The sequence below is a fragment of the Microcystis sp. M113S1 genome, assembly GCF_020246945.1.
GTDB lineage: Bacteria > Cyanobacteriota > Cyanobacteriia > Cyanobacteriales > Microcystaceae > Microcystis.
In genome coordinates this window covers 1-19,556 of sequence record NZ_JADBSA010000034.1, presented here as the reverse complement: position 1 = coordinate 19,556, position 19,556 = coordinate 1, and the positions used below count along the sequence as shown (strand labels likewise).

15 protein-coding genes and 1 pseudogene are annotated in these 19,556 nt (G+C 44.7%); 9 read left to right on the top strand and 7 right to left on the bottom strand.

Annotated elements, in window-relative coordinates:
• Window positions 1–10: 10 nt before the first annotated feature.
• From IM319_RS02220 to tig, 5 genes are all read right to left on the bottom strand, one after another.
• Window positions 11–868, bottom strand: coding sequence for an alpha/beta fold hydrolase (locus IM319_RS02220; RefSeq protein ID WP_287734453.1), 858 nt, complete (start codon window positions 866–868; stop codon window positions 11–13).
• On the bottom strand, window positions 846–1,055 hold the full coding sequence (locus IM319_RS02215; RefSeq protein ID WP_286826259.1) for a hypothetical protein: 210 nt from the start codon (window positions 1,053–1,055) through the stop codon (window positions 846–848). The genes IM319_RS02220 and IM319_RS02215 overlap by 23 nt, the downstream gene beginning before the upstream one ends.
• Window positions 1,056–1,076: 21 nt before the next feature.
• Complete coding sequence (gene clpX, locus IM319_RS02210) at window positions 1,077–2,411, bottom strand: ATP-dependent protease ATP-binding subunit ClpX (protein ID WP_287684894.1); 1,335 nt, start codon at window positions 2,409–2,411, stop codon at window positions 1,077–1,079.
• 7 nt (window positions 2,412–2,418) lie between these two features.
• Window positions 2,419–3,120, bottom strand: a complete 702-nt coding sequence (gene clpP, locus IM319_RS02205; RefSeq protein ID WP_002736918.1) for an ATP-dependent Clp endopeptidase proteolytic subunit ClpP — start codon at window positions 3,118–3,120, stop codon at window positions 2,419–2,421.
• A gap of 207 nt (window positions 3,121–3,327) precedes the next feature.
• On the bottom strand, window positions 3,328–4,719 hold the full coding sequence (tig, locus tag IM319_RS02200; protein WP_287734451.1) for a trigger factor: 1,392 nt from the start codon (window positions 4,717–4,719) through the stop codon (window positions 3,328–3,330).
• 324 nt (window positions 4,720–5,043) lie between these two features.
• Here tig and IM319_RS02195 point away from each other — a divergent pair, with 324 nt between their 5' ends.
• From IM319_RS02195 to IM319_RS02165, 7 genes are all read left to right on the top strand, one after another.
• Window positions 5,044–6,081: an aspartate-semialdehyde dehydrogenase gene (locus IM319_RS02195; protein WP_286827118.1), complete on the top strand. Its 1,038-nt coding sequence runs from the start codon at window positions 5,044–5,046 to the stop codon at window positions 6,079–6,081.
• A gap of 382 nt (window positions 6,082–6,463) precedes the next feature.
• Entirely contained in the window at window positions 6,464–7,357 is an 894-nt protein-coding gene (dapA, locus tag IM319_RS02190) for a 4-hydroxy-tetrahydrodipicolinate synthase (RefSeq protein ID WP_287684896.1), read from the top strand.
• 238 nt (window positions 7,358–7,595) lie between these two features.
• Window positions 7,596–9,344: a ribonuclease J gene (locus tag IM319_RS02185; RefSeq protein ID WP_287684897.1), complete on the top strand. Its 1,749-nt coding sequence runs from the start codon at window positions 7,596–7,598 to the stop codon at window positions 9,342–9,344.
• A gap of 175 nt (window positions 9,345–9,519) precedes the next feature.
• Window positions 9,520–10,290 (top strand): nickel pincer cofactor biosynthesis protein LarB, encoded by a 771-nt coding sequence (gene larB / locus IM319_RS02180; RefSeq protein WP_287684898.1) that lies wholly within the window; start codon window positions 9,520–9,522, stop codon window positions 10,288–10,290.
• Between the two features lie 73 nt (window positions 10,291–10,363).
• Window positions 10,364–12,274 carry a 1-deoxy-D-xylulose-5-phosphate synthase gene (gene dxs, locus IM319_RS02175; protein WP_286827113.1) on the top strand — a complete coding sequence of 637 codons (1,911 nt, stop codon included), beginning with the start codon at window positions 10,364–10,366 and terminating at the stop codon, window positions 12,272–12,274.
• A 431-nt stretch (window positions 12,275–12,705) separates the two neighbouring features.
• Complete coding sequence (locus tag IM319_RS02170; RefSeq protein ID WP_287734449.1) at window positions 12,706–13,185, top strand: hypothetical protein; 480 nt, start codon at window positions 12,706–12,708, stop codon at window positions 13,183–13,185.
• Entirely contained in the window at window positions 13,182–13,790 is a 609-nt protein-coding gene (locus IM319_RS02165; RefSeq protein WP_158202033.1) for a PIN domain-containing protein, read from the top strand. The genes IM319_RS02170 and IM319_RS02165 overlap by 4 nt, the downstream gene beginning before the upstream one ends.
• A 178-nt stretch (window positions 13,791–13,968) precedes the next feature.
• On the opposite strand, the gene IM319_RS02160 is transcribed toward IM319_RS02165, so the two are convergent.
• Window positions 13,969–16,047: a serine/threonine-protein kinase gene (locus tag IM319_RS02160; protein ID WP_287734447.1), complete on the bottom strand. Its 2,079-nt coding sequence runs from the start codon at window positions 16,045–16,047 to the stop codon at window positions 13,969–13,971.
• A 295-nt stretch (window positions 16,048–16,342) separates the two neighbouring features.
• Window positions 16,343–16,969 (bottom strand): TetR/AcrR family transcriptional regulator, encoded by a 627-nt coding sequence (locus tag IM319_RS02155; protein ID WP_286827025.1) that lies wholly within the window; start codon window positions 16,967–16,969, stop codon window positions 16,343–16,345.
• A 282-nt stretch (window positions 16,970–17,251) separates the two neighbouring features.
• Here IM319_RS02155 and IM319_RS02150 point away from each other — a divergent pair, with 282 nt between their 5' ends.
• Together IM319_RS02150 and IM319_RS02145 are read left to right on the top strand one after the other, a co-directional pair.
• Complete coding sequence (locus IM319_RS02150) at window positions 17,252–18,688, top strand: NADP-dependent isocitrate dehydrogenase (protein WP_287734445.1); 1,437 nt, start codon at window positions 17,252–17,254, stop codon at window positions 18,686–18,688.
• 197 nt (window positions 18,689–18,885) lie between these two features.
• A pseudogene (locus IM319_RS02145) lies at window positions 18,886–19,328 on the top strand (IS1/IS1595 family N-terminal zinc-binding domain-containing protein); the annotation flags it as partial.
• Window positions 19,329–19,556: the final 228 nt, after the last annotated feature.

Genomic DNA, 19,556 nt, shown 5'->3' with positions numbered 1-19,556 from the left:
TCAGCAAACCCTAATTAATTTCTAAAAAATCTTGCAATTTTTTTAGATAAGTAGGGGCATCTTCTAACATGGGAAAGTGAGCAGTATTAGCCATCTCCACATACTGTATATTATTATTCAAATCCGCCGCTATTTTGCCCATTTTGGCGGGGATAATAATGTCTTTTTCCCCTGATACTAAAAGAGTTGGTATCTTAATCTCAGCAAATTTACCCGGCATAATTTCCACTGCCTTTTTACTCACAGATGTATAAATTGTGCCTAGGGCGGCCTCGTAATCTGCCGCTAAAAAATCTTCTAAAAAAGCAATTCTTTCTGATTTTGGGATCGATCGATGCAAAAATCTCGCCATAAATAATCGATCGGCAAAAGGTACTTTTAAAAACCAATCATAACGAAACTTTACCACATACTTACCGAATTTATGGAAGGCGGCAAAAGCCGCTTTATTATACTCAAAAATACCATTACAGGTTAAAATTACTTTGACCACTCTTTCGGGGTACATAGTAATAAAAAAAGTCGCCACCGATGCCCCCATAGAGTGACTATTGAGATAGATTTTTTCAATTTCTAAACTATCTAAAAACAATGCTAAATCAAGGGCATATTCTTCTAAATCGTAGGAAAGATCAAGAGATTTTTCCGGCAATTTAGACCGACCAAAACCCCGCATATCGTACAATAAACAATCAAAGCGATCGCAAATTGCCGCAGCAGTCGAGCGCCAATAGCGTCCCGAACCTCCCCAACCATGAATAAACACCATCACCGGCTTTTTCTGAACAGATTCCGATTGCCGAATCCACTCGTAATAGTGGGGAACACCGCGGACAGTGATTGTTTTATCGATTATTTCGGTTTTCATGATAGATGTCGTCTTCCAGATTATCCCAAATCTTAGCGAGAGCAGTTTCGCTGACTTTTTGCCAGAAGTCCGAGTTTGTCTCCTCTGGGATGAGGGTGACTAAAACCCTAGTACCCTCTGGAATCGGCACGGATTCGAGGAGTTCGATCCGGCCTTCTTTGACAATCGCGGGAACGGTATTGAGCATAGTTAACCTCGATTTTTCCCCTTAAGCGGATTCTTGACTGGGTAAAGAGGAAGGATGAACCAATAGCTCTGCCGTGGAACGTTTTTCCACCATTTCGCGGGTGATTAAACATCGTTTCACGTCCTTGCGCGAGGGCAATTCGTACATGACATCGAGCATTAATTCTTCCACAATACCCCGTAGGGCCCGGGCCCCGGTTTTACGACGATAGGCCTCTTGGGCGATCGCTAGGACGGCATCAGATTTAAACTCTAACTGTACATTGTCCATCTTCAACAGTTTTTGATACTGTTTCACCAAAGCGTTGCGGGGTTGAGTCAGGATAGCGATTAAAGCTTCCTCATCCAGGGGTGACAGGGCCGCTAGGACGGGAATCCGACCGACAAACTCTGGAATCATGCCAAATTTGACTAAATCATCGGGAGTCATTTGTTTTAATAACCCTGCCGCTACCTTATCCTTACTAGCTTGGCCATCTCCCGGTTGAATAAAGCCCATGGATTTTTTACCGAGACGCTGATCGATCACCTTATCTAAACCGACAAACGCCCCACCGCAGATAAACAGGATATTGCTGGTGTCAATCTGAATACAATCCTGATAGGGGTGTTTGCGGCCGCCTTGGGGGGGAACATTGGCGATCGTTCCTTCTAACATTTTCAGTAAAGCTTGCTGCACCCCTTCTCCGGACACATCCCGGGTAATCGAGGTATTTTCGCTCTTACGGGCAATTTTATCGATTTCATCGATGTAGATAATGCCTCGCTGCGCTTCTTCCACGTCTAAATCTGCCACCTGTAACAGACGCAAGAGAATATTTTCCACATCTTCCCCCACATAACCGGCCTCGGTTAAAGTGGTGGCATCGGCGACAGCAAAAGGTACATCGAGGATTTTAGCCAGAGTTTGAGCTAGAAGGGTTTTTCCCGATCCTGTCGGCCCGATTAACAGAATATTGGATTTTTGCAGTTCGATGCTATCTTCTGGACTACCGCCACCGGCTTTTTGGGTTTGGATATCTTTGAGGCGTTTGTAATGGTTATAAACGGCCACAGAAAGCACTTTTTTCGCCTCATTTTGACCGATAACGTAGTCATCGAGGTATTTTTTAATCTCTCTTGGTTTGGGAATTTGTTCCCAAGTGGTTTTATTTTGGCCCGATCGCCGTTTGTTGGGACGTTCCTCCACTGGGGCGATCGGACTAGGGGGTTCCATCAATTCCTCATCGAGAATTTCGTTACACAGTTCCACACACTCGTCACAAATATAGACCCCCGGCCCGGCGATTAATTTTCGCACTTGTTCCTGGGATTTGCCGCAAAATGAACACTTGAGGTGGGAGTCGTATTTAGACATAGTTTATTTACAGGGAAGTAACGGGAACGGTAGGATCGGGAAGTTCGGGACGGGAAATCACCAGATCGATTAACCCATATTCTTTGGCTTCGACAGCGGACATGAAAAAGTCCCGTTCGGTGTCGTTGGCGATGCGATCGTAGGGTTGACCGGTGTGGTGAGCCAGCATGGTGTTGAGTCTCTGTTTAATATAGAGGATCTCTTTGGCTTGGATGGCGATATCACTAGCTTGACCTTGGGCGCCACCGAGGGGTTGGTGAATCATGATCCGGCTACTGGGTAGGGACATCCGTTTACCTGCCGCGCCACCACAAAGCAGGAATGCTCCCATACTAGCGGCTAAACCGAAACAAATTGTCGCCACGTCGGGGCGAATTTGTTGCATGGTGTCGTAGATAGCTAGTCCGGCATAAACGGAACCGCCGGGGGAGTTGATATAGAGTTGGATATCTTTTTCGGGATCTTCTGCTTCCAAGTAGAGAAGTTGGGCAACGATCGAATCAGCGACCTGATCATCGACGGGAGTTCCCAAAAAGACAATTCTCTCGCGCAAGAGTCGAGAATAGATATCAAAAGCCCGTTCACCCATGCCAGACTGTTCGATTACCACGGGTAAAACGTTAGCTAGGGAGTTTCTCCCGGTGTTAGCGTAGATAGCCGGGCGACAATTACTGGTAATTGGGTAGTCAGGTGATCTCGATTCGAGCATAATTTTTTCGGTTCCGCTATCACAATCTTAGGGGTTTTGCTTGGCTGTGGAGCTTTTACTGGCAAATGTTAAGCATCTTTAGCACTTCTGTCCATCCATTATGCCCTAAGTTTTCCTTTGTTGGCAGCAATCAGGGGATGGGGGATGGGGGATGGGGGAATTCAACTAATACCCTAAAACCCCAACACGACTGCTAACTCCTTACGGTTATTCTTCCTCTGCTGCCAACACTTCCACCTCGGCGGCTGCCAAGGCTTCTTCTGTTTCCTCATCCTCCCTTGTTTCTTCCTCTAGGGAACCTTTGGGGACAAGGGTGATAGTAGCTTTTTCTTTCAGCCATTCTAGGGTGTTTTCCGCCAGCATTTCTTCGGTAATTACCGCCTCTAGACGCTGCATATCTATGTCGCGATCGGACAATTGCGCCATGATTTTAGCGATTTTTTCGGCTACCGCTTCGGTACTGACTTCAATGCCCGCGACTTGAGCCAATTCCTGCACCACGAGAGTCTGTTTCAGGCTTTCGATCGCATCGGGACGGGCGTTTTCCCGCAGTTTGGGAATATTATCTTTTGTAAACAACTGGTTGACATCTAGACCCATTTGTTGAAATTCCATGAAGCTTTGGGTCAAAATTTGCGTCACTTCTTTTTCGATCAGCGTCTCCGGTAAATCTAAGGTCGCACCCTTGACAAATTCCTTGGTTAAAGCTTCATAAATGCTGTCTTTGGTTTCCTTTTCCGCTTGTTCTTGGAAGCGTTTCTCTAAACTTGCTCTTAATTCGGCGATTGTCTCCTGATCGCTGACTTCTTGGGCAAAATCGTCGTCAAGCTCCGGTAATTCCTTTGCTTTTAACTCTTTCATCGTAATTGTAAAAATTACCGCTTTTCCTGCCACATCTTCTTTGGGATAATCTTCTGGGAAAGTTAAAGTCATCTCTTTGACTTCTTCCGGTTTCATGCCGATAATTCCTTCCACCATCCCCTCGATAAAGCGTCCTGCTTCCATATCCACCCGCAGATCTTCGCCGTCAATATCCGGGATAGCTTCGCCGGTTTCGGCGGATTTTCCTCGATAATCAACGATCGCCACATCTCCCAGCTGCGCCCCGCGATCTTCCACGGGAACCAATGTCGCTAATTGTTCTTGACGCTCTTTAAACCAATTTTCCACGGATTCGGGATCATAAACGGTTTCTTCGGCAGTAACGCTCAGATTTTCGTAATCTCCGAGAACAATTGTCGGAGCCACATCCACGGAAGCTAAAAAAGTCAAAACTTTACCCGGTTCATAGGCAGCGATCAAATCCTCAAACTTAGACAATAGCTGCGGATTGCCCAGGGACTCGATCCCCTCCTGTTTTAGGGCAGATTCGAGGCAATTTTCAATTAATTCCTCAATTACTGCCGCTTTTACCGCTTTAGTTCCCAATCTTTGCAGAAGAATCTGACGGGGAACTTTCCCGGGGCGAAAACCGGGTATATTAACCGACTTCGCTAAATTCTTTACCACTTTCTCGTGGGTGTTTTTCGTGGTTTCGGCGGGAATTTCAATTTCTAAACCTATCTGACTGGCAGGAAGCTTTTCCTGAATAACTTTCATTGATTTTTCTAGCTCTTACGACAAGGAACGTTTATAATGGGGTGAGCGGCGTTTGCGCCTGCGGTGAATACGTCCCGCTCATGATATTCTAGGGGAATAGCTGTAGTTGCTCCCCAAGCTCTCACAACCTTTTTATTTTAGCGGTCAATGGGGTATATTTAATTTATTCCGTCCTTGGGGCAGTTAAGCCCAATCAGAAAATTTTGCTGATCAAAAGCCGATCAATCCAAGTTTTAGAATAACTCGGTGGACAAAAAAGATTTTTTACTGTAACGATTTCTTCGGATCATTATAATCACCCAACTCGTCAGGAGGTAACACAATTTGAGTCAAAAAGTACGGGTCGCTATTTTAGGAGCCACCGGGGCCGTGGGAACGGAATTACTAGAGTTATTAGCTAGTCGTCAATTTCCTCTCGCTAGTCTAAAATTACTCGCTTCCGAGCGTTCTGCTGGAAAAACCCTCAATTTTCGGGGCGAAAGTCTCCTAATCGAAGCGGTAAACGAGCGTTCTTTTCAGGACGTGGATATCGTTCTCGCTTCTGCGGGGGGGTCCACCTCAAAAGCTTGGGCGAAAACTATTGTCGAGTCCGGTGCGACAATTATCGATAACTCCAGCGCTTTTCGCATGAATCCCGAAGTGCCTCTGGTTGTCCCGGAAATCAATCCCGACAGTGTGGACAATCACCGGGGCATTATCGCTAATCCCAACTGTACGACAATTCTTTTAGGAGTGGCGATCTGGCCTCTTCACCAAGTACAGGCGATCGAGCGAGTAGTAGTTTCTACTTATCAGTCCGCTAGTGGTGCTGGAGCGCGAGCGATGGAGGAGGTAAAAGAGCAAGCACAAGCAATTCTTGACAATCGGCAACCTCCGACCAATTCTTTCCCCTATCCCCTCGCTTTTAATCTTTTTCCCCACAATACCCCGATTAATGGTCAAGGGTACTGCGAGGAAGAAATGAAAATGGTGAATGAGACACGCAAGATTTTTGCTTGTCCGGGGTTGCGGGTTAGCGCCACCTGTGTACGGGTTCCCGTCCTGCGGGCCCATTCGGAATCGGTTAACCTAGAATTTAGTCGGCCTTTTTCTGTAGTGAAAGCCAGAGAAATTCTTCAGTCCGCTCCGGGGGTAAAATTAGTGGAAGATTGGGACGCTAATTATTTTCCCATGCCAATTGATGCCACCGGTCGCGATGAAGTATTAGTGGGACGCATTCGTCAAGATATCTCCCATCCTAACGGTCTAGAATTGTGGCTATGCGGCGATCAAATTCGCAAGGGTGCGGCTTTAAATGCTGTACAAATTGCCGAACTTTTAGTCAAGAAAAATCTCGTCGGTTCAAGATTAGCAACAGTTTGATAATTAAGCTATCAGCCATCAGCTAGAGCAAGGCGATGATAATTAGAAAAATAGCTAATTAATCGAATAAGTAAAGTCTGGTTGTTGATGGCTCAAAAACTGATAACTCGATTTGTTAGGCTAAAAGCTTCGATGTACTTAGTTGATAACCTTCTTTTTAGGTAAGTGAGTGGGTGGAATTAAATATAAGATGAACGTAGGTTGGGTTGAAGCATGAAACCCAACGCCTGCATGGGTTACGAAGTGCGCTAACCCATCCTACAAATAATTAATTGTGCCTCCCTACTTAGGAGGATTGCCAGATTCTTTCTTTTGCCTCTTGCAAGAGTGCCTCTTGCCTTCAGAAGCTGATAACTGATAACTGATAACTGATAACTGATCAATGAGTGAAACAACATATTTTGGACGAGTAATTACGGCGATGGTGACACCCTTCACCGTCGAGGGTCAAGTTAATTATGGGATGGTGGAAAAATTGGCCGATTATCTAGTTACTCACGGTAGCGATGGTATAGTGGTCTGTGGGACGACGGGAGAATCACCCACCCTAAGTTGGCAGGAAGAATACGAACTATTTAGTATTGTCAAAAAAGCGGTTAATGGTCGGGGAAAAGTGATCGCGGGGACGGGTTCTAATTGCACTTCCGAAGCGATCGAAGCTACCCAACAGGCTGCTAAACTGGGTTTAGATGGTTCTTTGCAAGTGGTTCCCTACTACAATAAACCACCCCAAGAGGGTTTATACGAGCATTTTCGCACCATTGCCAAAGCTTGTCCCGATCTGCCGGTGATGCTTTATAATATCCCCGGTCGTACGGGTCAAAATATGACCCCGGAAACGATTATTAAACTGGCAGCAGTTGATAATATTATGGCGGTAAAAGAAGCTAGTGGTAATTTAGAACAAACCTGTAAGATTTACTGTCATACCCCTGAAAATTTCGCTATTTATTCCGGCGATGATTTTCTCACTTTACCCCTGATGACCTGTGGTGCGGTGGGGGTGGTCAGTGTTGCTAGTCATCTGGTGGGAGAAGAAATCCAAGGGATGATTCAAGCTTTATTAACCGGAGATGCGGCCAAAGCGATCGAGATTAACTTGAAATTATTTCCCCTGTTTAAAGGTTTATTTTGTGCCACTAATCCAATTCCAATTAAAGCGGCCTTAAATCTAGTCGGTTGGGAAGTGGGGGGATTGCGATCTCCTTTATGTTCCTTAAGTTCCGAACTAGAGGAAGGATTAGCAAAAATTATGCAAGAATTGTCTTTAATTTAGAAAAATACTAGAAAATTTGGCTAACTAAACTAGGATTTTTTCGAGAAATAGGTTATAATATTAATAGCTTAACTAGAAAATAAATATAGTTTATAACGGCTAGAAAGTATTGATATAAGTTAACTTAGCTAGGGTTTGTTACCCTAGTCAGACTTATTCTAACTATTCATTTTTTGAGATTTCCCGTCCACAAAACCCACCTGAAAAATCCCCATAACTTACCATCAAAGGATACCTAATGAATCAAGATAAAACCCAAGCAAAACTAAAGATCATTCCCCTAGGAGGATTACACGAAATCGGCAAAAACACCTGTGTTTTTGAGTACGATGATGAGATTATTCTCCTGGATGCTGGTTTAGCTTTTCCTTCCGATGATATGCACGGGGTCAATGTAGTGCTTCCCGATATGACTTATCTAAGAGAAAATCGCCATAAAATTAAGGGGATGATCGTCACCCACGGTCACGAAGATCATATCGGTGGCATTCCCTACCATCTCAAACAATTTGATGTACCAATTATCTACGGTCCGCGTCTAGCCATGGCCTTATTGCGGGATAAATTGGAAGAAGCAGGATTAGCAAATCGTACCAAATTAGAAACCGTTGTTCCCCGGCAAATGGTGCGTTTAGGTAAATCTTTCATGGTGGAATATATCCGCAATACCCACTCGATCGCCGATAGTTTTTGTGTAGCAATTCACACTCCTTTAGGGGTAGTTATTCACACAGGAGATTTTAAAATTGACCATACTCCCGTGGATGGCGAATTCTTTGATCTACAAAAAATTGCCGAACATGGCGAGAAAGGGGTGCTATGTTTATTGAGTGATTCCACTAACGCGGAAGTACCCGGTTATACTCCTTCGGAAGCTGCCGTTTATCCCGGTTTAGAGCGGGTTTTTAACCAAGCAACGGGACGGATTATGATTACTACCTTTGCTTCCTCGGTGCATCGGATTAATCTGGTGTTGAAATTGGCCCAGAAATTTAACCGGAAAGTGGTGGTAGTGGGTCGATCGATGTTAAATGTCATCGCTCATGCGCGCAATTTGGGGTATATAAAATGTCCCGATGATCTATTTGAACCCTTGAAAGCGACCCGCAATTTAGCCGATGATAAAATCGTCATTTTAACCACAGGCTCCCAGGGGGAACCTTTAGCGGCCATGACGCGGATTTCTAAGGGTGAACATCCTCATATTCGCGTGCGTCAGGGGGATACAATTGTCTTTTCCGCTAATCCGATTCCGGGTAATACGATCGCTGTGGTCAATACAATTGATCGCCTGATGATGCAGGGTGCTAACGTGGTTTACGGACGCGATAAGGGAATTCACGTTTCCGGCCATGGTTCCCAAGAAGACCATAAATTGATGCTATCTTTGACGCGGCCGAAGTTTTTTGTGCCAGTGCATGGAGAACACCGAATGCTGGTTAAACACGCTCAGATGGCCCAAAGTATGGGGATTCCCGCCGAAAATATGGTGATTGTCAAAAATGGTGATACGATCGAGTTAACTGGCGATCGCATTGCGATTGGCGCGCCAGTGCCTTCGGGAATCGAGTTAGTCGATCAAGCGGGTGTGGTCCACGAACACATTATGCAGGAAAGACAACAATTAGCCGAAGATGGTGTGATTACGATCGCATCCTTCGTTAACGCTGAGGGACAATTAAGCGCACCTCCAGAGATTAATTTGCGCGGTGTGGTGACAAAAGTGGAAATCTCGCTGCTGAATCAGTTAATTATTCGGGCGATCGAACGCTGTTTAAGCGATCGCATCGGGGAATTTAAAACCGCGACGGGGGCCACGGATTGGGTCGGTTTGCGGGCCGAAATCGAGACGACTTTGCAACGTTTAATCAAACGGGAGTTACAGAGTCAACCCTTAGTGATTTTCCTCCTGCAAGCGGCGGCAACGGAACCAGCGAACAATCGTACTTATCGCCGCCGTCGTCCCGCAGCTACCATGGCCTCCTAATAGCAGTGAGCAGTAATCAGTGAGCAGTGAGCAGTAAACAGTGAAAAGATGGCAAGAAACTGCTATTTAATACTGGTCACTTAACACATACTGCTCACTTAAAACTCAAATCTGATAACTGTTAACTTACCCACTGATAACTTACCCACTGATAACTGATAACTGATAACTGATCATGTTGCATGCTGCCGATTTGCGATCGCTGCTGACCGCCGTTGCCAGGGGAGAAATCAACCCGGAGAAAGCCTTAGATAAACTTAAACATCTGGCCTTTGAACCGGTGGAAGACTTCGCTAAAATTGACCATCATCGTCAATTAAGAACGGGATTTCCGGAGGTTATCTGGGGGCCGGGTAAAACCACCGCTCAAATCGCCCAAATTATCGGTGTATTGCGTCAAAATAGTCCCGTGGTTATGGCCACCCGCATTGAAGCAGAGATAGCGGCCCAGCTACAGGAACAGGTAACGGACTTAGTTTATTATCCCTTAGCCCGCATCTGTGCCATTGCCGCAGCTGCCCCAGAAAATCCCCCAAAAGGGATAATTTCCATCCTAACGGCGGGAACTGCCGATATTCCCGTAGCGGAGGAGGCGGCGGTTACTGCTCAATTGTGCGGTTTTTCCGTGCAGCGTCTCTGGGATGTGGGAGTAGCGGGAATTCATCGCCTCTTGAATCATCGCCATCTACTGGATGCCGCCGATGTGTTAATTGTTGTTGCGGGAATGGAAGGAGCCTTACCAAGTGTGGTAGCGGGATTAGTCGATCGCCCGGTGATCGCCGTTCCCACCAGTATCGGTTACGGAACCAGTTTCGGTGGTATTGCTCCTTTGTTAACTATGCTCAATTCCTGTGCGGTCGGTATCGGTGTGGTTAATATCGATAATGGTTTTGGGGCCGCCATGTTAGCTGGCCAAATTTTACGCACGGCGGCCAGATTAGCCTAGATTTTCCTTCAACTCAGGCTGAATATCCTATACAGTTGGTATAGGGATAAACTACTTTGAAAAAGAAGCCGATATGCACCTAAGTGAAATTACTCATCCCAACCAGTTACATGGTTTATCACTCCGTCAATTAGAAGATATTGCCCGTCAGATTCGCGAAAAACACCTCCAGACGATCGCCGCTACCGGTGGACATTTGGGACCGGGGTTAGGAGTCGTAGAACTAACGATCGCCCTTTACCAAACCCTCGATCTCGATCGCGATAAAGTCCTTTGGGACGTGGGACACCAAGCTTATCCGCACAAACTCCTCACCGGTCGCTATAACGATTTTCACACCCTCCGCCAAAAAAACGGTGTTGCGGGCTATCTAAAACGTTGCGAGAGCAAATTTGACCATTTTGGGGCTGGACACGCCTCTACGAGCATTTCTGCGGGGTTAGGAATGGCTTTAGCCCGGGATGCCAAGGGGGAAGATTTCAAGGTGGTATCGATCATCGGGGATGGCGCTTTAACCGGGGGTATGGCCCTAGAAGCGATTAACCATGCTGGACATTTACCGAACACCAACATCATGGTTATCCTCAACGATAACGAGATGTCCATTTCCCCCAACGTCGGGGCAATTTCCCGCTATCTCAATAAAGTTCGTCTTAGCGAACCCGTTCAGTTTATCGCTGATAATCTCGAGGAACAATTGAAAAATCTACCCTTCTTCGGGGACTCCCTCACTCCGGAAATGGAACGAGTCAAAGAAGGAATGAAACGGTTAGCAGTTCCCAAAGTCGGCGCTGTTATCGAAGAATTGGGCTTTAAATATTTTGGCCCGATTGATGGTCATAATATTCCCGAATTAATCGCCACTTTTAAACAGGCCCATAAGGTCCACGGACCGGTTTTCGTCCACGTTGCCACCGTTAAAGGCAAAGGCTACGAATGGGCTGAAAAAGATCAAGTGGGTTATCATGCCCAAAATCCCTTTAATTTAGCTACGGGTAAACCGATTCCCTCCACTAAACCGAAACCCCCCGCTTATTCCAAAGTTTTCGGGCATACTCTCACTAAATTAGCGGAAAATGACCCGCGCATTATCGGCATCACCGCCGCCATGGCTACCGGGACGGGATTAGACAAATTTCAGGCAAAACTGCCGAAACAGTACATCGATGTGGGTATTGCTGAACAACACGCCGTTACCCTCGCCGGTGGTCTTGCTTGCGAAGGAATGCGCCCAGTTGTCACCATTTACTCTACTTTCCTGCAGCGGGCTTTTGATCAGATTATTCACGATATCTGCATTCAAAATCTACCGGTTTTCTTCTGCATGGACCGGGCCGGTATTGTTGGGGCCGATGGACCGACGCACCAGGGGATGTACGATATCGCCTACCTGCGTTGTATCCCCAATATGACCATTATGGCCCCGAAAGATGAGGCGGAACTGCAAAGAATGGTCGTGACGGGGATTAATCATACCAGCGGCCCCATTGCCATGCGTTACCCCCGGGGCAACGGTTTAGGGGTTCCCCTGATGGAGGAAGGTTGGGAAGCTTTACCCATCGGTAAGGGCGAAATTCTCCGCAGTGGTGATGATATTCTTCTGTTGGGATACGGCACGATGGTTAACACTTCCCTACAGGTGGCTGAAATTCTCAGCGAACACGGTATCGAAGCTACAGTGGTTAATGCTCGTTTTGTCAAGCCCCTTGATACAGAACTTATCTTTCCTCTTGCCCAACGTCTTGGTAAAGTGGTGACTTTGGAAGAGGGTTGTTTGATGGGTGGTTTTGGTTCTGCGGTTTTGGAAGCTTTACAGGATGCTAATATTCTGGTTCCGGTCAAACGTTTCGGGGTTCCTGATAAATTAGTGGACCACGCAAAACCAGAGGAATCCTTCGCTGATTTGGGTTTAACCAGTCCCCAGATTGCCGAACAGGTTTTAGCGGCATTTTTTAGCCAAAAACAAACCGCTAAGGTTGGTTAAAATCTAGAGATTAGCTTGTCCAGTTTTCCCGAAAAATTAGGGAAGACTGGTTTTTTTTGGTCTAGATAAATAAGTAAAATTTATCTTAAGCTAATAAATAATTGGGAAATTTAAATATAAAAAGCCAATGCAACAAAACTTTACAAAACTAGATTTTGTGCGAATTTGCCCAAATTTAGCCGAAAAGGAAGATTCGTTACATTTCTTAATGTGATAAGATCGTGGTATGCTGTGGGCTTATTGTGACCATGTAACTTTGTAATCGCCGAAAACCTGCGCCAATCAAGGCACTTAATCCCTTATCACCTCCTAAAAGAGACATTAAAGGTTAAATTTTGCCAAGAAATTGCTTGAAGTTTTGTAAAGCAACTTGACCTAAAGACAGAAGTGTGTATGATCGTTCATCAATAATTTTACGCGGAGTGCTGTGTATGGTTTCATCAGTTCATCGTATGGCTTCTGGCTGGGATTTAGCAGTTAATAACCGCAATGGTCAACTCGCTCTTGTGGTTGAGGTCAAGTGCAAAACCAACGTATCCCAAGAATGGGCGGCAAAACTCCGACGCAATATTCTGGCACACGGTACTTTTGCCAAGGCTCCCTATTTTTTGCTGGTCTTTCCTGACAGATTTTACTTATGGAGTAATGTTGGGGCTTTTCAGGAGCAGAGTGAACCTAGTTATATGATTGATGCCAGTCCCATTCTTCAGCCTTATTTTCAACGAGCAGGGGTAACGAATGACCAAATTAGTAGGCAAAGTCTTGAACTAATTGTTGCTTCCTGGTTGGGAGAGATTATTTATTCTGAAAAGCCGCCTGAAGCTCTCGATGATTCTCAGCGTTGGTTGATTGATTCAGGGTTGTATGCTGCTTTAGCTGGAGGAAAATTTCAGCGTGAGGCGGCGGCGTGAATATCTATGTTGAAACAAATTTTGTTTTAGAGCTAACCTTTGAGCAAGAGCAGTGTCTAAGCTGTGAGCAGATTCTGCAACTTTGTGAAACAGGACAAGCCAAACTAATTATTCCAGCATATAGTCTAGCTGAACCTCACGAAAAACTGACTCGTCAAGCAAAGAGTCGTCGGGAACTTCAACAGTTACTAGATACTGAGTTACGTCAACTTTCACGCACAGCTTCTTATGCAAGTCGGATCAAGAGTATTCAAGATATTGCTAGTTTAATGGTGCAAAGCAATGAAGAAGAACGACATCGTTTTAATAAATATCGAGAACGCCTCCTCAAGGTAGGAGAAATTGTGGCACTTACTGCTGATATTTTAATCGAAGCAGCATCTTATGAAACGATATATGATTTAACGCCACAAGATGCTCTTGTCTATGCCTCGGTACTTCATCATTTACGACGTTATCAGCCACAGCAGGCGTGTTTTTTGAATCGAAACTCAAAAGACTTTGATAGTCCTGATATTGTTGAAGAACTGAATCAATTCAACTGTAGGATGATTCCCCGATTTGATCGTGGTTACAGTTTTCTTCAGTCGCAGTTATCGTCCTAGTAGCTGAGATCAAGCTTTTCGGTTGGGTTGAGCGCTTTAATACTTAGGAGAAAACTGCTCGATTCAAAAATTTGAGCTAAAACCCAACATTTTTAAAGACATCGGTGCAGTTGGGTTTCCCGCAAGTGTCGCTCATTTTTGATAGACAAAAGTTATTGCTGTCACCCCAAACACAAGTTTACCGTCCCACCCGCCAAATTTTGATAGTTTTGTCCTCACTTCCACTAGCTAAATAGCGGCCATCGGGACTATATACCACTGACCAAAACCCGCTAGAATGACCAGTAAGGGTACGCAATTCTCTTCCCGTTGCTACCTCCCAAATTTTGATAGTATCGTCCCAACTCCCACTGGCTAAATAGCGGCCATCGGGACTATATGCTACTGATGGAACCGAGTTGGAATGACCAGTAAGGGTACGCAATTCTTTTCCCGTTGCTACCTCCCAAATTTTGATAGTATTGTCATAATTCCCACTAGCTAAATAGCGGCCATCAGGACTGTATGCTACTGACCAAACAGAGTCAGAATGACCAGTAAGAGTACGCAATTCTTTTCCTGTTGCTACCTCCCAAATTTTGATAGTATTGTCAGCACTCGCACTAGCTAAATAGCGACCATCCGGACTATATACTACTGAGTAAACCCCGCTAAAATGACCAGTAAGGGTACGCAATTCTTTTCCCGTTGCTACCTCCCAAATTTTGATAGTATTGTCAATACTCCCACTAGCTAAATAGCGACTATCGGGACTATATACCACTGACAAACTCCTGCTAGAATGACCAGTAAGGGTACGCAATTCTTTTTCCTTTGCCACCTCCCAAATTTTGATAGTATTGTCACCACTCCCACTAGCTAAATAGCGACCATCGGGACTATATACTACTGAATAAACCCCGCTAGAATGACCAGTAAGGGTACGCAATTCTTTTCCCTTTGCCACCTCCCAAATTTTGATAGTATTGTCACCACTCCCACTAGCTAAATAGCGGCTATCGGAACTATATGCTGCTGATAAAACCGAGTCAGAATGACCAGTAAGGGTTTTCTCGATAAAACTACCACTAGGAAAATTAGAGATCAATAATTGAAGACCGGCGGGAAACTGCTTATATTTAAAATAACCGTAAACTTGCGTTATTCCTATTCCTAATAACAAAATGCTACCAAGAGCTATCATTCTGTTTCTCAGATTATTATTTTTAACCGGTTGTGCTGGTGTTTTTTTGGGTACAGCTACAGGTGAAACTGGCGGAGAAGGATTAATCTTAGGAATAACTGGCGATTGTTTTTTAGTTACAACAGGCTGCGGATTTGGTGCTGGTGTAGGAGGTAACTTTAACTGCCGTTCAATCTCATCCAAACGCTGTAAAATAACCCTAGTATTAGCTGGTCTATTCTCGGGCAATTTTCCCATTAACTCCTCAATAAAATCCAACAATAATGGGTGAATATTTTCCGTTTCTTCTCGCCAAGATAAAACATCATTAACCGGATCATAAATTTCTAAAGGATGTTTTCTGGTTAATAAATGCACAAAAGTTCGTCCTAAAGCATGAAAATCTGATTGAATCACCGCTTGGCCATGTTGTTGTTCATTGGGTGTATATCCGGCAGAGGTAATACCTGTTACTTGTTGACCTTTTACCTTTTGGTGATAGGTTTGGGTTTCTTCCCTTGCTGTGCCAAAATCAATTAACACCAACTCGCCACTATTCCGCAGCATAATATTAGGGGGTTTAATATCACGATGCAGCCAGTTTTGTTGATGAATTTTATCGAGAATTAAAGTAATTTCTCTCAGCCATTTTAAGGCTCGTTTTTGACTTAAATTATCATACTGCTTTAGCCACTGTTCTAAATTAATCCCCTCCACTTTTTCCATGACTAAACAGTGTAATATTTTCCCCTCTCTCGTGGAATATTGAAAATAGGCATCCCCTCGAGGAACACCGGTCACATTTTGACGACTTAACTCTAATAAAACGTCATATTCCCGTTTAAATAATTCCACTGCTTTCGGTTCATTATTCCATTTTTCTTGTAATACCTTGAGGATTTTGGCCGTAAAACCCTCAAAAGCCTCATAAACAACCCCAAAACCAGTCGTATCACTCAATAACCGACTTACTCTATATTGACCATTTAACAACAATTGAGAGCCGCAACTTTGACAGTAACGAGTATTCGAGTTATTATTACTCGGATGATCTGGCTGAGAACAATCGGGATTAATGCAGTAACAGGGTTTCATCTCGGCTATCAGTTATTTTATCGGGTGAATAATTGCAAGTTTTCCCTTGACCTGTCTTTGAAGGCATTTTATCATAAGTAAGTAGGCGTTAAAAATTATCAGATGCCCCCTTTATTAAGGGGGATCCCCCCGCCTATCGGCACCCCCCTTATCAAGGGGGGCAGGGGGGATCGAACCTAAAATCCATTTTTAATTTAATTATAACCAGCTACTTAAGTAAGCTAAAACGCATTTTAACCGCCTATCCTTAGATTAGCTGTCTCGGAGTCTCGACTAGAAAATTAATTTTGCCGGCCTACTTAACTAACACTCCATTCAGAAAAATTTCGGCAATACCTTCGGCCATTTCCTGTAAAGCAAGGGGGGAAGCATTGGCATCTAAAATAGTTTCAGTGGAAAAACCGGCAATTGCGAACATTCCTAGAAAAACTTGGGCCACAATTTTCGGATTCATGGGACGATAGATACCACGATCGATCGCTGTTTGAAAAAAAGCCTCGGCCACATCGGTCATTTTAGCAATTACCTCCGATTGAATTCGGTCTTTTAATTCCGGGTGAAATTGCGCCTCTATAAAACAAACTCGCAATAAATCGCTATTTTCTCGCATTCTCAACACCCTACGTCGCATCACCTGCGCTACCGCTTTATAACTGCCCATTTCGCTCAATTCCGTCAGCAAGTCGGTGAGAATATCCACCCATCCCCTAGTGGCCACTTCAATTAAAATCGCCTTTTTGTTGGGAAAATAACGAAATAAAGTTCCTTCTGCCACATTTGCCTTTCCTGCTAGGTCTTTGGTCGTGGTTCCTTCATAACCCTTAGCGGCAAATAAACGTAAAGCGGCCTGTAGAATACGACTACGGGTATCTTCTTCCCCAGAATTGGTCTGAGTTAGGGAACGTTGAAAAAGACTTTGCATAATTATTGACAGCTAGAACGGGATAGAGCCATTGTCATCTATCAAGTTAGGTGTTTACGCAAATGCTTCATAAAATTTTGAGTAATTGGGGTAACTTGGCCTTCAACAACGACGGCACGAGCTTGACAATGGGCTAAGTTCAGCTATAAATAGATTTCCTCTAGGTTGTTTTGACGGAGATGCCAGCAAAGGAATCTTTAAGAAATTACCCAAAATCCCTGAGTATAGATATTGACGGCGCTAGACTCCCAACGTATAGATAAACACTGTTTCTGGAAGTCCATGACTGTGAGCTACGAAAAAATCACCCCACCGACAACAGGCTCGACAATTACTTTTTCTGACGGAAAACCTCTAGTTCCCGACGATCCCATCATTCCCTTCATTCGTGGTGACGGTACGGGAGTCGATATCTGGCCCGCAACCGAAAAAGTTATCGATGCAGCGATCGCCACAGCCTACGGTGGTCAAAGGAAAATCCATTGGTTTAAAGTCTATGCTGGCGATGAAGCTTGCGAAATCTACGGGACCTATCAATATCTACCCCAAGATACATTGACAGCGATTAAAGAATATGGTATTGCCATCAAGGGTCCCTTGACCACTCCGATCGGTGGCGGCATTCGTTCCCTGAATGTGGCTTTGCGGCAAATTTTTGACCTCTATGCCTGTGTTCGTCCCTGTCGTTACTATGCGGGAACCCCTTCCCCCCATAAAACCCCGGAAAAGCTCGATGTCATCGTCTATCGGGAAAATACCGAGGATATTTATCTCGGCATCGAATGGAAACAAGGCACGGAAATCGCCGATAAACTGATTAATTATCTCAACACGGAACTAATTCCCGCCACTCCCGAACATGGTAAAAAACAAATTCCCCTCGACGCGGGTATCGGGATCAAACCGATTAGTAAGACAGGTTCCCAAAGATTAGTCCGCAGGGCGATCGAACGAGCGCTGACTTTACCCAAACCGAAAAATCAAGTTACTCTCGTCCACAAGGGTAACATTATGAAATATACCGAAGGGGCGTTTCGGGATTGGGGTTATGAATTAGCTAAAAGTGAATTCCGGGATGTGTGCGTTACTGAGATGGAGTCATGGATACTGAGCAATAAGGAGAAAAACCCCGATCTGAGCATCGAAGATAACGCCCGCAGGGTGGAACCGGGTTATGATGCCCTTACAGACGAGAAAAAAGCCAAAATCTGCCAAGAAGTGACCATTGTTCTCGATGCTATCTGGGAAACCCACGGCAAGGGACAGTGGCAAGATAAAATTATGGTCAACGATCGCATTGCCGATAGTATCTTCCAACAGATCCAAACCCGTCCCGATGAATACTCGATCCTCGCTACCATGAACCTGAATGGTGATTATCTCTCCGATGCGGCAGCGGCGATCGTCGGTGGTTTGGGTATGGGACCTGGGGCGAATATTGGCGATACTTGCGCTATTTTTGAGGCAACCCACGGAACAGCCCCTAAACACGCCGGTTTAGACCGAATTAACCCCGGTTCGGTGATTCTTTCTGGGGTAATGATGTTGGAATACATGGGATGGCAAGAAGCGGCCGATTTGATTAAAAAAGGCATCGCAGCGGCAATCGCTAATCGACAAGTTACCTACGATTTAGCGCGTCTGATGGAACCCCCCGTTAATCCTCCCCTGAAATGTTCCGAATTTGCCGATGCGATTATCTCCCATTTTGGCGATTAATTTTCTGGTTAGGGTAGCCTCAAAACTGCCCTATTTTTCGGATGAAACAGCCCTACCGATGTCGGGGGGCAAGGGGAGATAGGTAATGATTCGGTAGTAGTGCCGTAGCCCTCTTGCTTACCTGGTATGAATTGTGTTAAATATTTATTAATAAAAATAATTGGAACCCGATCAGTCTTTAAACCTCTAGCTTGATCATGACTTTTCTGATAAATATCTTTTTCTGGCTCCTGTCTGGCTTACTCAAATATCAGTCTAGCACCGAACAAAATACCCCCTTCACCTCTATTCCCCTGTCAAGCGTTGTGGTTCTCACCATACTATCAAAAATGGTTCTATTCATAATGGAAAACCCAAACGTCAATGTAAAGAATGTGGTCAACCGTTTGTGATCAATCCCACTAATAAAACTGTCTGTGACGAAACCAAACAATTAATTGATAAACTCTTGCTCGAACGAATTTCTTTGCGAGGAATTGCGAGAGTAACAGGGGTAAGTTGGTCATGGTTACAAAAGTATGTCAACAATAAACTGGCGGCTGTTCCCCGTCAAGTAAAGGTTACAGACAAACCTAAAGGCAAATTAATCATAGAATGTGATGAGATGTGGTCTTTGGTTTTTTCTAAGACGATAAAGGTTTAGATTTGGCAGTTAATTGATAGAAAGACAAGGGAAATTATTGGTTGCTATTTAGGGCTTGCTGAATAAATCTAAAAACCTTGTTGGATAAGACTTTTAGACCTTTTTGAAATCCAAAAGTGCCTGGCATGGGAGTGATCGGGGGGAAAATTCCGGGACTTTTTCCCTGAAAATTAGGTAATTGACCACCTGAAAATCGGTAAAACCCTACACCCTACACCCTACACC

Excerpts from the sequence above, each read along its gene's own strand:
- IM319_RS02220 (WP_287734453.1), bottom strand. The coding sequence starts at position 868 with ATGAAAACCGAAATAATCGATAAAACAATCACTGTCCGCGGTGTTCCC.
- IM319_RS02215 (WP_286826259.1), bottom strand. The coding sequence starts at position 1,055 with ATGCTCAATACCGTTCCCGCGATTGTCAAAGAAGGCCGGATCGAACTC.
- clpX (WP_287684894.1), bottom strand. The coding sequence starts at position 2,411 with ATGTCTAAATACGACTCCCACCTCAAGTGTTCATTTTGCGGCAAATCC.
- clpP (WP_002736918.1), bottom strand. The coding sequence starts at position 3,120 with ATGCTCGAATCGAGATCACCTGACTACCCAATTACCAGTAATTGTCGC.
- tig (WP_287734451.1), bottom strand. The coding sequence starts at position 4,719 with ATGAAAGTTATTCAGGAAAAGCTTCCTGCCAGTCAGATAGGTTTAGAA.
- dapA (WP_287684896.1), top strand. The coding sequence starts at position 6,464 with ATGAGTGAAACAACATATTTTGGACGAGTAATTACGGCGATGGTGACA.
- IM319_RS02185 (WP_287684897.1), top strand. The coding sequence starts at position 7,596 with ATGAATCAAGATAAAACCCAAGCAAAACTAAAGATCATTCCCCTAGGA.
- larB (WP_287684898.1), top strand. The coding sequence starts at position 9,520 with ATGTTGCATGCTGCCGATTTGCGATCGCTGCTGACCGCCGTTGCCAGG.
- dxs (WP_286827113.1), top strand. The coding sequence starts at position 10,364 with ATGCACCTAAGTGAAATTACTCATCCCAACCAGTTACATGGTTTATCA.
- IM319_RS02170 (WP_287734449.1), top strand. The coding sequence starts at position 12,706 with ATGGTTTCATCAGTTCATCGTATGGCTTCTGGCTGGGATTTAGCAGTT.
- IM319_RS02160 (WP_287734447.1), bottom strand. The coding sequence starts at position 16,047 with ATGAAACCCTGTTACTGCATTAATCCCGATTGTTCTCAGCCAGATCAT.
- IM319_RS02155 (WP_286827025.1), bottom strand. The coding sequence starts at position 16,969 with ATGCAAAGTCTTTTTCAACGTTCCCTAACTCAGACCAATTCTGGGGAA.
- IM319_RS02150 (WP_287734445.1), top strand. The coding sequence starts at position 17,252 with ATGACTGTGAGCTACGAAAAAATCACCCCACCGACAACAGGCTCGACA.